This is a genomic window from Yoonia sp. MH D7 (assembly GCF_054439475.1).
On the sequence record NZ_JBTJCF010000001.1, the window covers coordinates 1,663,449 to 1,676,062 of the forward strand.

General features: G+C 58.2%; 12 protein-coding genes. 4 read left to right on the top strand and 8 right to left on the bottom strand.

Annotated features, from left to right (window positions below; all coding sequences use genetic code 11):
• Positions 1–125 precede the first annotated feature (125 nt).
• On the top strand, positions 126–1,328 hold the full coding sequence (locus tag ACXLHR_RS08150) for a UbiH/UbiF family hydroxylase (RefSeq protein ID WP_458790969.1): 1,203 nt from the start codon (positions 126–128) through the stop codon (positions 1,326–1,328).
• On the opposite strand, the gene ACXLHR_RS08155 is transcribed toward ACXLHR_RS08150, so the two are convergent.
• The 3 genes from ACXLHR_RS08155 to ACXLHR_RS08165 form a co-directional block, all read right to left on the bottom strand.
• A complete protein-coding gene (locus ACXLHR_RS08155; RefSeq protein ID WP_458790970.1) occupies positions 1,325–2,452 on the bottom strand; it encodes an aminotransferase class V-fold PLP-dependent enzyme in 1,128 nt (375 codons plus the stop codon). The genes ACXLHR_RS08150 and ACXLHR_RS08155 overlap by 4 nt on opposite strands.
• Positions 2,453–2,519: 67 nt before the next feature.
• Positions 2,520–2,972, bottom strand: coding sequence for an Lrp/AsnC family transcriptional regulator (locus tag ACXLHR_RS08160; RefSeq protein ID WP_458790971.1), 453 nt, complete (start codon positions 2,970–2,972; stop codon positions 2,520–2,522).
• Positions 2,969–3,424, bottom strand: a complete 456-nt coding sequence (locus ACXLHR_RS08165) for an Lrp/AsnC family transcriptional regulator (protein ID WP_458790972.1) — start codon at positions 3,422–3,424, stop codon at positions 2,969–2,971. Before ACXLHR_RS08165 ends, ACXLHR_RS08160 begins: the two co-directional genes overlap by 4 nt.
• Positions 3,425–3,558: 134 nt before the next feature.
• Here ACXLHR_RS08165 and ilvC point away from each other — a divergent pair, with 134 nt between their 5' ends.
• The 3 genes from ilvC (at position 3,559) to ACXLHR_RS08180 (ending at position 5,968) form a co-directional block, all read left to right on the top strand.
• A complete protein-coding gene (gene ilvC / locus ACXLHR_RS08170; protein ID WP_458790973.1) occupies positions 3,559–4,581 on the top strand; it encodes a ketol-acid reductoisomerase in 1,023 nt (340 codons plus the stop codon).
• Between the two features lie 245 nt (positions 4,582–4,826).
• The gene (locus ACXLHR_RS08175) at positions 4,827–4,994 is read left to right on the top strand and encodes a hypothetical protein (protein WP_458790974.1); all 168 of its coding nucleotides are present in this window, start codon (positions 4,827–4,829) and stop codon (positions 4,992–4,994) included.
• Between the two features lie 74 nt (positions 4,995–5,068).
• Entirely contained in the window at positions 5,069–5,968 is a 900-nt protein-coding gene (locus ACXLHR_RS08180) for a DMT family transporter (RefSeq protein WP_458790975.1), read from the top strand.
• On the opposite strand, the gene glmM is transcribed toward ACXLHR_RS08180, so the two are convergent.
• The 5 genes from glmM to ACXLHR_RS08205 all read right to left on the bottom strand — a co-directional run bounded on the left by glmM (position 5,965) and on the right by ACXLHR_RS08205 (position 12,590).
• The gene (gene glmM / locus ACXLHR_RS08185; protein WP_458790976.1) at positions 5,965–7,308 is read right to left on the bottom strand and encodes a phosphoglucosamine mutase; all 1,344 of its coding nucleotides are present in this window, start codon (positions 7,306–7,308) and stop codon (positions 5,965–5,967) included. The genes ACXLHR_RS08180 and glmM overlap by 4 nt on opposite strands.
• On the bottom strand, positions 7,305–8,306 hold the full coding sequence (folP, locus tag ACXLHR_RS08190) for a dihydropteroate synthase (protein WP_458790977.1): 1,002 nt from the start codon (positions 8,304–8,306) through the stop codon (positions 7,305–7,307). Before folP ends, glmM begins: the two co-directional genes overlap by 4 nt.
• Entirely contained in the window at positions 8,303–9,223 is a 921-nt protein-coding gene (locus ACXLHR_RS08195) for a dihydroneopterin aldolase (RefSeq protein ID WP_458790978.1), read from the bottom strand. Before ACXLHR_RS08195 ends, folP begins: the two co-directional genes overlap by 4 nt.
• Before the next feature lie 81 nt (positions 9,224–9,304).
• Entirely contained in the window at positions 9,305–9,979 is a 675-nt protein-coding gene (locus ACXLHR_RS08200) for a cell wall hydrolase (RefSeq protein WP_458790979.1), read from the bottom strand.
• Positions 9,980–10,088: 109 nt separating this feature from the next.
• Positions 10,089–12,590, bottom strand: a complete 2,502-nt coding sequence (locus ACXLHR_RS08205) for a putative PEP-binding protein (protein WP_458792504.1) — start codon at positions 12,588–12,590, stop codon at positions 10,089–10,091.
• Between the last annotated feature and the right edge of the window lie 24 nt (positions 12,591–12,614).

Genomic DNA, 12,614 nt, shown 5'->3' on the forward strand with positions numbered 1-12,614 from the left:
AGTGGGACCTTTCATGTCAAAACACCCTAGCCGCGCAAACATACCGCCCGCAAGCGATACCGACCCATTGTCGCAGCTTGCGTTACCCCCTTCCCCAGACCCGCACACCGTCCTATGTAGAAATCATGGACAGAATTGATACAGACATCATCATCGCAGGCGGGGGCGTGGCAGGTCTTACCGCCGCCGCCGCCTTTGGCACAGCTGGCTTTCAGACCCTGATCGTCGACCCCACTCCGCCCGTCACCGATAGTGCGACAGACGGGGCCGATCTGCGCACCACCGCGTTCCTGCAACCCGCCCGTGATTTCCTGATCCGCGCAGGTCTGTGGGACAGGCTTGCGCCCCATGCCGCGCCTTTGCAAATCATGCGGATCGTGGACGCCAGCGGCGCAGACGGTGCGGTGCGCACCACCGCCGACTTCGACGCCAGCGACATGTCCGACGCGCCATTCGGCTGGAACCTGCCCAACTGGTTGCTGCGGCGCGAAATGCTGGCGCGGCTCAACGATTTGCCCAACGTGACCTTCCTGTCTGGCGTCGCTTTTGGTGACATGGTCGCGCGCACGTCCTACGCGCTGGTGCGGCTGACGAACGGCACATCCGTGAAATGTAAACTTGTGATCGGCGCAGACGGTCGCGGATCACCCGTGCGCCGCGCCGCGCATATTGACATTAAAACAACACGTTACGGGCAAAAAGCAATCGTATTTGCGGTGACCCACAATGCACCACACGATAATATCTCCACCGAAGTCCACCGCGCAGGCGGCCCCTTTACCCTTGTGCCACTGCCCGATCACATGGGTAAACCCTGCTCCTCGGTAGTCTGGATGGACGCAGGACCTAAAATCAAAAATCTGATGACGCTCGACGATGACGCCTTTAGTGCCGCCGCCACCGACCGCTCCGCAGGCACCTATGGCCCACTCACCTTGGCCACAAAACGCAGCGTCTGGCCGATCATCACCCAAGCTGCCACCGCAATAACAGGCCCGCGCACCGCGCTTGTCGCAGAGGCCGCACATGTCGTGCCCCCGATCGGCGCACAAGGATTGAACATGTCTCTTAATGACTTGAGTTCATTGCTTGATCTGGCCGAAAATCATCGCAACGACCTCGGCAGTCAAGCCATGCTCGACGCCTACCAAAAGGCGCGCTACGGCGACATTAAGTTGCGGATCACAGGCATCGACGCACTGAACCGCGCCTCAATCGCCGGCAGCCCGTTGATACAAGACTTGCGCGCCGCAGGGATAAAAGCACTCTACGGCGCAGGACCCCTGCGCCGTAAGTTGATGGAATTGGGCCTCGGCGCAAAAGGTTAAAGTACCGCGTCCAATACAGGCGTCATGCGGGCCACTGTGCCGTCCACATCATACAATTTATCCAGGCCGAACAGGCCCAAACGGAACGTGCGGAAATCATCGGGCTCGCCCACTTGCAACGGCACGCCGGCCGCAATCTGCATGCCTTGGGCCGCAAATTTCGACCCGTTTTGCACGCCCGCATCATCAGTATAACACACCACAACACCCGGCGCTTGAAAGCCGTCGGCGGCGACAGACTTCACGCCTTTACCCTCAAGGATCGCACGTACTTTGCCGCCCAAATCCCACTGGGCAGCTTTCAATTTCTCAAACCCGTAGTCCTTAGTTTCTGCCATCGTATCGCGGAACGCACGTAGCCCATCTGTCGGCATCGTCAGGTGATACGCATGCCCGCCGCCCTCATAAGCCACCATAATTGCACGCCACTTTTTCAAATCCATCGCAAAACTATCAGACGTGGTGGTCTCTAACCGCTCTGCGGCGCGGTCCGACATCATTACCAATCCAGCGGACGGCGTTGCCGACCAGCCCTTTTGCGGCGCAGAAATCAACACATCCACACCCGTCGCTTTCATGTCGACCCAGATGCAGCCGCTGGCAATGCAATCCAACACCATCAACGCACCAACGCCGTGTGCCGCATCAGCCATTGCTTTCAGGTAATCATCAGGCAAAATCATGCCCGCGCTTGTCTCTACGTGCGGCGCAAAAACCACGTCCGGCTTGGCCTCACGAATGGCCGCCACAACCTCTTCAATCGGCGCAGGGGCAAAAGGCGCGCGGGTGTCATTACCCGCCTGACGGGCTTTCAAAACCGTCGTGTTTGCCGCGAAATCACCCACTTCAAAAATCTGTGACCAACGATAAGAGAACCAACCGTTTCGCACGATCAATGCATGTGCGTTTGCGCCAAACTGACGCGCCACAGCCTCCATTGCAAAGGTGCCGCCGCCAGGGACCAAGGCCACCGCGTCCGCATTATAGACTTCCTTCAACATGGTTGAAGTATCAGTCATAACCGATTGAAATGCTTTGGACATGTGGTTCAGTGAACGGTCGGTGAAAACCACGGAAAACTCCATCAAGCCATCTGGATCAACGGGTGTGCGGGCATTGGTCATTTTGAATACTCCATCTGTATATTGATCAAAATGCTATGCGCTGCCCCACTGTTTTGCAAAGCCTATTTCACAGCGGTCCGCTTAACCGCTCTTCACTCAACAGCACATTCGCCTCGACCTGCCCCACACCGGGCATTGTCATTATCCGGCGGCGCAAAACCCGCTCGAAATCGGCCAAATCGCGCGCGACCACCCGCAGGCGATAATCATAAAGCCCCAGCACATGTTCGACCGTTTGCACCTCTGGAATAGCGCCGACTGTGCGCTCGAAATCTTCAAGGCTGACCCGGCCTTTAGTGGCCAGCTTGATGCCTAGAAAAACCGTCACACTAAATCCTACTTTTTCTGCGTCGAGCAACAGTCTGCGGCCTGCGATCACGCCTGCGTCTTCAAGGCGTTTTATTCTGCGCCACATGGCGGGCTGGCTAAGGCCGAATTTGCGCCCCAGCTGGCTGGCGGATTGACTGGCATCTTTCAGCAATGCGCGAAGAATATCGCGGTCGAGGTCATCTAGTATCATAACGGCAACCTGCGGTCGGATTTGACCTCGGCGACCGTCATCAGCGCCTCGATGTCTGCGATATGTGGCAGTGTCAGGATCTGTTCGCGGTATATGCGTTGGTAATCGATCAGGTCTCGCGCGATCAAAGACAGGCGCACATCGACACGGCCGAGGAATGTTTGGATTTCCAGAACCTCCGGCACCAACCGCGCCGCGGCGAGGAATTCATCAAAGGCGCGCGGCACGGTTTTATCCAAGGTCACACGCAGCGAGACCCGCACTGTATAGCCCAACGCGGCCCAGTCGATTACTGCCATCTGGCCTAGCAAAACCCCATCGGCCTGTAATTTTTCCAACCGCCGACTGACCTTGCCACCCGTCAGCCCTGTCAGAGCCGCAAGATCGGGCACGGTGAGCGTTGGATCATTCTGAAGATGGCGCAAAATCGCGCGGGCGTCACTATCTAGCATAAAAACAACGATATTTTATAAGCTAACGCATAACAAGGTTCTTTTGGTCACGAATATGTGCTGCGCTCGCCTCGCAAGTCGCGTTAATGCCGGTTATACCCATCCCCAGAAACCGAAACAAAGGAATCCCCATTATGCGCGTTTATTATGATCGTGATTGCGACGTTAACCTTATCAAAGACAAAAAAGTGGCCATTTTGGGCTATGGCTCCCAAGGTCACGCCCATGCGCTGAACCTGCGCGATAGTGGTGCCAAGAACCTTGTTGTGGCGCTGCGTGAAGGATCGCCATCTGCCAAGAAAGCCGAAGGCGAAGGCCTGAAGGTTATGGGCATTTCCGAGGCTGCTGCGTGGTGTGATTTGATTATGTTCACGATGCCCGACGAGTTGCAGGCCGAGACATATACTAAATATGTTAAAGACCATATTAAGGAAGGGTCCGCGATTGCCTTTGCACACGGTTTGAACGTGCATTTCGGCTTGATCGAGCCAAAAACCGGTATCGACGTGATCATGATGGCGCCAAAAGGCCCCGGTCATACGGTGCGTGGCGAATTCACCAAGGGTGGCGGTGTGCCTTGTCTGGTTGCGGTGCATACTGACGCCACGGGTAAGGCGATGGAAATCGGCCTGTCTTATTGCTCTGGCATCGGTGGCGGTCGGTCCGGCATCATCGAGACCAACTTCCGTCAGGAATGCGAAACCGATCTGTTCGGCGAACAGGCTGTTTTGTGTGGCGGTATCGTCGAATTGATCCGCATGGGTTTCGAGACACTTGTGGAAGCCGGTTACGAGCCTGAAATGGCGTATTTCGAGTGCCTGCACGAAACCAAGCTGATCGTGGACCTGATCTATGAAGGCGGCATTGCCAACATGGATTACTCGATCTCGAACACAGCGGAATATGGCCAGTATGTGTCCGGCCCCCGCATTTTGCCCTATGCCGAGACCAAGCAGCGCATGAAAGACGTGTTGAGCGACATTCAGTCCGGTAAATTCGTGCGTGACTTCATGCTCGAAAACGCTGTTGGTCAACCAACAATTAAAGCGTCCCGCCGTGCGAATGACGAGCACCAGATCGAAGTGGTGGGTGGCAAGCTGCGCGACATGATGCCATGGATTTCTGCGGGCAAAATGGTTGATAAAGCCAAGAACTAAGTCGCATTTTGTGTGATTTGAAAGGGGCTCCTACGGGGGCCCTTTTTTTGTGTAACCTTATCCGCGGGTAAGGTTTTCTTTGTTAACAATAGGTTAAATTTGGAAAGCTTACCTAAAATTAACCTGTCGTTACAAAAGTTCCACGTTAGCTTTTCTTATGCTATTTTTAATAAGGAAGCATTTTTTGTGTCTTAGTTTTAATTGCCATTCCAGTTGCATTTGCACTCACCGCATGTGGCGGGACTATGATCGGGACACTCGGCCATTCCGAGGGCTCTGGAGAGTTTAATATCGACATTGACGGTAATTTCATGGGGACCAACGCGTCTGGTCTATTGGCAGGCGGGACTGGCACTGCAGTCTATGATGACGGTGATGAAGATCAGGTTGGCGTGATCTTTGCTGTCGATTGATCTGCCACAGGTTTTGAATTGACCTGATAGACAAACCTATGCGCCTCTGATCAAAGAGGCGCATAGGAGATAAGATGCAGCAACCTACCCTTCAGAACTGGCTTTCGATTTTGGTGTTGGGCGTAATCTGGGGCGGCACATTTATGGTCGTGTCGATCGCCTTGCGTGGTTACGGACCGCTGACGGTTGCTTGCGCGCGCACCACGCTGGGGGCGATTGCATTGTTGGGGCTGATGGCTGTCATGAAGCGCCCGCTGCCGGTGTTTGATGCCCGCATGGTAAAATATCTCACGGTGATCGGCGTGTTGAATACTGCCCTGCCGTTTTCGCTATTGAGTTGGGGTCAGCTTTATGTGCCCTCGGCGTTTGCGGGGATTTCGATGGCGGCGCTGCCGTTGTTTGTGTTGCCATTGGCGCATGTTTTCACTGACGAGAAGTTGAGTGCGCGCAATCTGGCGGGTGTGCTTTTGGGGTTTTGCGGGGCGGCTGTTTTGATTGGCCCTTCGGTCATGCAGATTGGCACGGGACTTGCGCCATTGGGCCAGATCGCCTGTATTGCAGCGACCGTATCTTATGCGATTTCGAGTGTGATGACGCGGCGCTGTCCGCCGATTGATTCAATCACCTTGGCCGCATTACTGTTGGTGGTGGGCAGTGTTACGCTAATCCCGGCGATGTTGATCATTGAGGGCGTGCCAGCGGTTACGGATCGCACCTCGACCATAGCGATCATATTTTTGGGGTTATTTCCGACAGCATTGGCAGCGCTGTTGCGCGTGACAACGATCCGCTCGGCGGGGGCGGTGTTCATGACGCTGGTGAATTACCAAGTGCCTGTCTGGTCGATGATTTTTGGCGCGTTTGTGTTGTCAGAGCTGTTGCCGCTAAGGTTTTTCGTGGCGCTGGCGCTGATCATGACGGGGCTCATGATCAGCCAGTGGGGCAGTTTACGCCGCATTTTCGGGCGCGGTTAAACCGCCCGTTCGACCTCTGCCACGATGTCGTTCACGACTTGCGCCAAAAGGTTCGCGTCTTCGCATTCGGCCATGACCCGCACGAGGGGTTCGGTGCCTGATTTGCGGATGAGCAGGCGGCCTTTGCCTGTCAGTTTGATCTCGGAATCTGCGATCACGGCTTTCACCGCTGCGGCGTCCATTGGGTCGGTGCCAAGACCATAGCGCACGTTTTTAAGCATTTGTGGCACGGTTTCAAAGCTGGCGGTGAGTGCGCTGGCTTTTTGTCCGGTCTGGATCATGGCCGCGAGAAATTGCAGACCTGCGAGAAGTCCGTCGCCTGTGGTGGCATAGTCGGTCATCACGATGTGGCCCGATTGTTCGCCGCCCAGATTGTAGCCCCCTGCCCGCATCGCCTCGACAACGTAGCGGTCGCCGACATTGGTGCGCAGAAGGTTGAGGCCTTTGGCATTAAGGAACCGTTCCAGCCCGAGGTTTGACATGACGGTTGCGACCAGAGTGCCGCCTTGCAAACGGTCGGACGCCGCCCAGCGGTCGGCCATAAGCGCCATGAGCTGGTCGCCATCAGCCACATTGCCGTTTTCGTCGAGGATCATCACGCGGTCGGCGTCGCCGTCGAGGCAGATGCCCACATCAGCGCCGTGGGCGATGATGGTCTCAGCGGCAGTTTGTGGCGCGGTAGAGCCGCAGCCTGCGTTGATGTTAAAGCCGTCTGGCGACACGCCGATGGGGATCACGGTGGCGCCGAGTTCCCACAAGACCTCTGGGGCGACTTTGTAGGCGGCACCGTTGGCGCAGTCGATCACGACCTTTAGTCCGTCGAGGCGCATCCCGTGGGGCAGCGTTGTTTTGATCCGTTCGGCATAGCGGAAGCGGCCGTCGTCGATCCGTTTGGCGCGACCGATGTTGTTGGATTGGGCAGGTTCGATTTCGCTGGAGCAGAGGTATTCGATTTCGCTTTCGGCCTCGTCGGAGAGTTTGAAGCCGTCCGGGCCAAAGAATTTGATGCCGTTGTCGTGGTGCGGGTTGTGGCTAGCCGAAATCATGATGCCCACATCGGCGCGCATGGAGGTCGTCAAAAGGCCTACGGCGGGTGTTGGCACGGGGCCAAGCAGCAGCACATTCATGCCAGTGCTGGTCAGGCCGGCGGTCAGGGCGTTCTCAAACATGTAGCCTGAGAGACGGGTGTCTTTGCCGATCACCACGCGGTGGCCGTTGGATCCGTCATTGCGGAAATAGCGCCCAGCGGCGCACCCAATTTTCAACGCCATATCGGCAGTCATCGGGTAGGTGTTGGCCGTGCCGCGCACGCCGTCGGTGCCAAATAATTTCCGTGTCATTGCTGCTCCGCTATTGCCAGTTGCAGGCGTATTGCCTGTTTTGTCTCGTAAATGTCGTGGACCCGTAGAATTTGCACACCCTGCGCCACGCCGTGTAACGCCACTGCAACCGAGCCTGCCGTCCGGTCTGACGCTGTTGCGGCCTGCCCTATGGTTCCGATAAACTTTTTGCGTGATGCCCCCAAGAGGACCGCGCAGCCCAAGCTGTGGAAAAGCGATAATCCGCGCAGGAGCGTGAGATTGTGGGTTTGGGTTTTGCCAAAGCCGATACCGGGGTCGACGATGATGTTTTCGCGCGCAATGCCTGCATCGATGGCAATTTGGATGCGGGTGGCGAGGGCGTCGTAGACGTCGAGCAGCACGTTGTCGTAGATCGGGTCGATTTGCATGGTTTGCGGCGTGCCGTTTGCGTGCATCAGGCAGACTGGTGCGCGAGCGTTTATGGCGACCTGTGCCATGGCGGGGTCATGGGTCATGGCCGAGACATCATTGATGAGGCTGGCCCCTGCGGCAAGAGCGGCCTGCGCGACGTCAGCTTTGCGGGTGTCGATGGAAATGGGGGTGTCGGTGACTGCGCGGAGGGCGCGGATCACGGGAGCGGTGCGGGCGATCTCGACTGCGTTATCAACGGTTTGTGCACCGGGCCGTGTGCTCTCGCCGCCGATGTCGAGGATGTCGGCACCGGACGCGATCATGGCTGCTGCGTGAGTTGTCGCAGCGGAGATGTCACTAAAGTGCCCACCGTCAGAAAAGCTGTCGGGGGTAACGTTGAGGATGCCCATGAGGCGTGGGGCATTCAGGGAGATGCCAGCGATAGGAACGCGCGGCGTGGTAAGTTTTGCTAGAACGTCCTGCGGGATGGAATTTGCGGCGACGATTTTTGCGGGGAGATTGCGTTGCAGAACCTCGACCTGATCAAACCAGCACCAGCCCAAAATATATGCGCCGGAGGGGATCGGGCCGGACATTTGTAAAAGCGGGCGGTAATAGATTGTCATGAAAGGTGAGCGCGGTCCAAGGGATGAGCGACGACGGCAAGGTCGGATGCGGGGGCCTCTGCACCGATCACGACCACTTCATGGGCTTTCATCTCGTGGGCGAACCACATCGCGACAGCGAGCGCGTCGCGTGGTCCTGCGGCGGGACCGTCCACGGCGTCGAGCACGATCTTTGAGGGCGCCCAGATGCAAATCTGGCCATTTTTCATCGCCCAGTCGAGTTCGGTGCGCGTTTCCACCACTTTGCAGCGATGATCGCGGGCGGCGACAGCCCACGCATTTTGTTCAATCGCCAGCAGATCGATGCGCCGTTGCGTCATGGCGTGGCCGGTTTGTGGCACAGCAAGATCGGAGGCCCCAAGGCAGATGATTAACGGCGCGTCTTTGGCCGCGAGGGCATCGATCCAGCCTGTGAGATGCGGTGAGGTGGTGGCGGCATTGGTCAGGTAGAGCACACGTGGGTGCGGTGCTTCAACGTGGGTCTGGCCTGCGTGGGAGGCGCCATCGCGCGACCGTACGATTTCAACCCCGAGGGCAAAGGGGCCGCGGTCCAGTTTTTCGATGCGCACAAAGACCCGCTCTGCTTGCGGTTCCAGCAAGATGCGTTCGGCCACGCGGGCGGCAAGGGTTTCCAACAGGTTAATGCGTTCGGCGTCGAGTTCAGTTGCAATAGCTTCGGTCACGCGGTCGTAGGACAAGATCCGGTCGACATCGTCGTCAATGGGACCCGTCAACGGTGTGACTTCGACGACAATGTTGAATTTCACCCGTTGTAATGTGCCGCGCTCTAGCTGGAACGCGCCGATTTCAACCTCGACGGTATAGTCGCGCAGGGAGATTCGGTCGCAGGGTGCTGCGGCGCTGGCCTCTGCCCGCTCTGCGGGATGGGAGAATGCAAGGCGGATGTCGTCGGTCATGGGCTACTCACTCGCAAGGTCATTGCGGCATACCTGCCAAGACGACACCATGCAAGCACTCCGCTGACGTGTTGTCGCGGCTTAGTTGGAGGCGGAGCGGGTTGGCTGACGATAGAAGTGGTGAACGCCAATGGTCGCGGTGCGCGGGAAGCGGCTGGCCCAAGACGGGTTCACGGCTTTTGTGTGATAATGTGTGGCCCCGTCAGTCAGGCTGCGTTCGCCGCCATCGACCATCAGTTTGGCGACTTTTGAGACGCGGGCAAATGCGGTAGGCTCGTTGATCACTTCGTCGATGCCATCACAGGTATAGGTGAACTGGCAGGCATATTTGCGCCCTGTGCCCTGATTGATCACGCCGCAGACGGAATTGGGGTAGGATGCACTATCGACGCGGTTCATGATGACCTCGGCCACGGCGAACAAGCCTTTGACGGTTTCGCCGCGCGCTTCGAAATAGAGCGCCTCGGATAGGCAGCGCCATTGCTCGCCGCCTGATGCGGTTGGCAGGGCAGCAAGGAACGAGCGGTCATAGGTAAGGTCTTGTGCGGCGCTTTGCACATCGCGCTCGGCGGCGGGTGGCAAGCTCGTCAGCGCGGTCATGCGCGCATCTGGAACAACGGAGAGAGACTGGCGTTCCTGCCCCAAAAGGGCGCTCAGGCGGCTGGAGATAACCTCGTCAGCGTATGCGGCTGGTGCCGCAGTCAACAGGGTTGCCGTCACGGCAGACTTCAAAATCGTTCCAAATGTCGTTTTCATTTCGAGGGTCCATAGCGTCACGCGGTAAGCCCCACGCTGGCGTGGCATTCCTAGGCGATTTAAACTGATCCGTCCACCCTATGCTGCAGCGCAGCAATTTTGCGCTATTTCATGCCTGTCCGGAGAATTTGGCCGCAATCGCCAGTTGCGCCGCGTGAAGCCGCGCGACGGGAACGCGGAACGGCGAGCAGGACACATAGTCGAACCCCTGTGCGCGGCAGAAATCGATGGCCGAGCGTGTCCCGCCGTGTTCGCCGCAGATTGACAGGGTGATGCCCGGTCGGCCCTTGCGCCCGCGTGCGGCACCGATCGAGAGCAGCTCGCCTACCCCTTCGACGTCGAGGGTGTGAAACGGATCTTCAGCGTAGACCCCTTTTTGCACATAGGCCGACATGAACCGCCCTGCATCGTCGCGCGACAGACCGTAGGTCATCTGGGTTAAGTCGTTTGTTCCAAAAGATAAAAAGTCCGCATTTTTGGCGATATCTTCGGCGCGCAGGGCAGCGCGCGGGGTCTCGACCATCACGCCAAGCCGGTAAGTGAAAGGCACGTTCTTTTTGGTACGCACGGTGGCAGCGACCGCGTCGATCTGTGCTTTGACCAGTTCGACTTCGCGCATCGCGCTGACAAGAGGGATCATGATTTCGGGCGCGATTGTGACGCCTTCTGCGGTGACTTCGGCGGTCGCCTCGAAAATTGCACGCGCTTGCATTTCGTAGATTTCAGGCAGAGCGATGCCCAAACGCACGCCGCGCATGCCCAACATAGGGTTGTATTCGGTCAACGCGGCGACGCGGTCTGTGACGACGTTAACGGGTAGTGCAAGTTGCTCTGCGAGGTCGCGCAAGCCCGCTTTTCCGGAGGGTAAAAATTCGTGAAGCGGTGGATCGAAGAGCCGGATGCAGACGGGCAGCCCTTTCATGATCCTGAAAAGCGCTGCAAAATCATTACGTTGCATGGGCAGTAATCGATCAAGGACGGCGCGGCGATCGTCGCTGCTGCCTGCAAAGATCATTTCGCGCATGACGCCGAGGCGGTCGCCTTCGAAGAACATGTGCTCTGTGCGGCATAATCCGATGCCTTCAGCAGCGAAATTCCGCGCAGTTTGTGCGTCTGCGGGGGTGTCGGCGTTGGCGCGCACGCCGATATCGCGCGAATCGTCGGCCCAATCGAGCAGTGTGCGGAAGGTTTGATCGAGAGTCGCTTCGACCATCGCGGGCGCGCCTGCGAGGACCTCGCCAGTGGTGCCGTCAACGGTGATCAACGCGCCTGTTGCGAATCGTCGGCCATCTGGCGCGACGATTTCTTGGGTTTTGCGGTCGATGATCAGATCGGACGCGCCAACGACACAGGGCACGCCAAGGCCGCGTCCTATCACGGCCGCGTGGCTGGTGATACCGCCGCGCATGGTCAGGACGGCGACAGCGGCGTGCATGCCGCGGATGTCTTCGGGTGTGGTTTCGCGGCGCACGAGGATGCAGGGTTCGCCGCGCGCGGCACTGGCCTGAGCTTCGGCTGCGGTCAGGACGATCTGACCCGAGGCGGCACCGGGGCTGGCGGCGATGCCCGAGACGATTTTTTCGCGTTTGGCTGTGGGGTCGACCTGACGGTGTAGCAGCTCTGACAGGGCTGAGGGTTCGACGCGCATCACGGCCTCTTCGCGCGGGATGATGCCGTCTTGGGCCAAGGCCACGGCGATGCGCACCGAGGCGCGCGAGGCGCGTTGCACGCGGACCGCGTCGAGGATGACAAGCTTGTTGTTGTCGATGGTGAATTCGACCTGCATTTCTTCGCGCAGTTTTTCGCGGCAGGTTTTGCCGTAGGCGATCAGTTCGGCAAAGATGCTGGGGCTGCGGTCCTCGAGTGAGGGGCCGCGGTCGTCTTTGGTAAGGTAGAGGGCGCGTTTTCCGTCGCCCAAGGCGTCGCGGCCTTGGCTTTGGCCCAAGTAGCGCCCTGTGATTTGCGGCATGCCTGTGGCGCTATCTACGAACTGGATCACGCCTGATCCGCTGATCGCTTCGCCGACGCCGAGTGCCATGGCTTGCACGACGAGGCCCAAACCAGCGTCGGCGGGAGCGCCTTTGGCTTGGCGCAGGAGCCGTGCGGTAGTGCCGTCCCATGCTCGCGCCATGGAGCGCAAAACTTCGCCAAGCTGGATTTCAGCGCTTTGCGGAAAGGGTTCGTCGGTTTCAAATTCGTAGGCTTCGAGCATCCGCGCGAGCGTGTTTTCATCCGCGTCTTTGGGGATGTCAAAAGCGTCTGGATCAAGGCGCGAGACGTGGACCGCAAAGGAGCGCACGAATTTGATATAGAGTGCGGTGGCTGCGGATTTGCCGATGGTTTTGCACATTGCGGCGTGGCGTTTGCTGGTCATCCCGATGTTGAGGATCGCACTTGGGCCGCCCCAATCGGGGTCTTCGCTAGAGGGGCGCACGGAGAGCAGAGGCGTGTCGTCAAAGTGGCCGAGGATCGCATCCATGTCGGGCATTTGCCCGATAGCGATTTCGTGCACAGCGTTGAAAGACAAGGCCACGGTGACAGGCACGGGCATATTGAGCCGCACCAGACGTTGCAGGCATTTCGCCCGCCCCCCATGGACCGCCGCCGACATAAGAGCGGTCGGGGAGATCAGGGT

Excerpts from the sequence above, each read along its gene's own strand:
- ACXLHR_RS08150 (WP_458790969.1), top strand. The coding sequence starts at position 126 with ATGGACAGAATTGATACAGACATCATCATCGCAGGCGGGGGCGTGGCA.
- ACXLHR_RS08155 (WP_458790970.1), bottom strand. The coding sequence starts at position 2,452 with ATGACCAATGCCCGCACACCCGTTGATCCAGATGGCTTGATGGAGTTT.
- ACXLHR_RS08160 (WP_458790971.1), bottom strand. The coding sequence starts at position 2,972 with ATGATACTAGATGACCTCGACCGCGATATTCTTCGCGCATTGCTGAAA.
- ACXLHR_RS08165 (WP_458790972.1), bottom strand. The coding sequence starts at position 3,424 with ATGCTAGATAGTGACGCCCGCGCGATTTTGCGCCATCTTCAGAATGAT.
- ilvC (WP_458790973.1), top strand. The coding sequence starts at position 3,559 with ATGCGCGTTTATTATGATCGTGATTGCGACGTTAACCTTATCAAAGAC.
- ACXLHR_RS08175 (WP_458790974.1), top strand. The coding sequence starts at position 4,827 with ATGATCGGGACACTCGGCCATTCCGAGGGCTCTGGAGAGTTTAATATC.
- ACXLHR_RS08180 (WP_458790975.1), top strand. The coding sequence starts at position 5,069 with ATGCAGCAACCTACCCTTCAGAACTGGCTTTCGATTTTGGTGTTGGGC.
- glmM (WP_458790976.1), bottom strand. The coding sequence starts at position 7,308 with ATGACACGGAAATTATTTGGCACCGACGGCGTGCGCGGCACGGCCAAC.
- folP (WP_458790977.1), bottom strand. The coding sequence starts at position 8,306 with ATGACAATCTATTACCGCCCGCTTTTACAAATGTCCGGCCCGATCCCC.
- ACXLHR_RS08195 (WP_458790978.1), bottom strand. The coding sequence starts at position 9,223 with ATGACCGACGACATCCGCCTTGCATTCTCCCATCCCGCAGAGCGGGCA.
- ACXLHR_RS08200 (WP_458790979.1), bottom strand. The coding sequence starts at position 9,979 with ATGAAAACGACATTTGGAACGATTTTGAAGTCTGCCGTGACGGCAACC.
- ACXLHR_RS08205 (WP_458792504.1), bottom strand. The coding sequence starts at position 12,590 with ATGTCGGCGGCGGTCCATGGGGGGCGGGCGAAATGCCTGCAACGTCTG.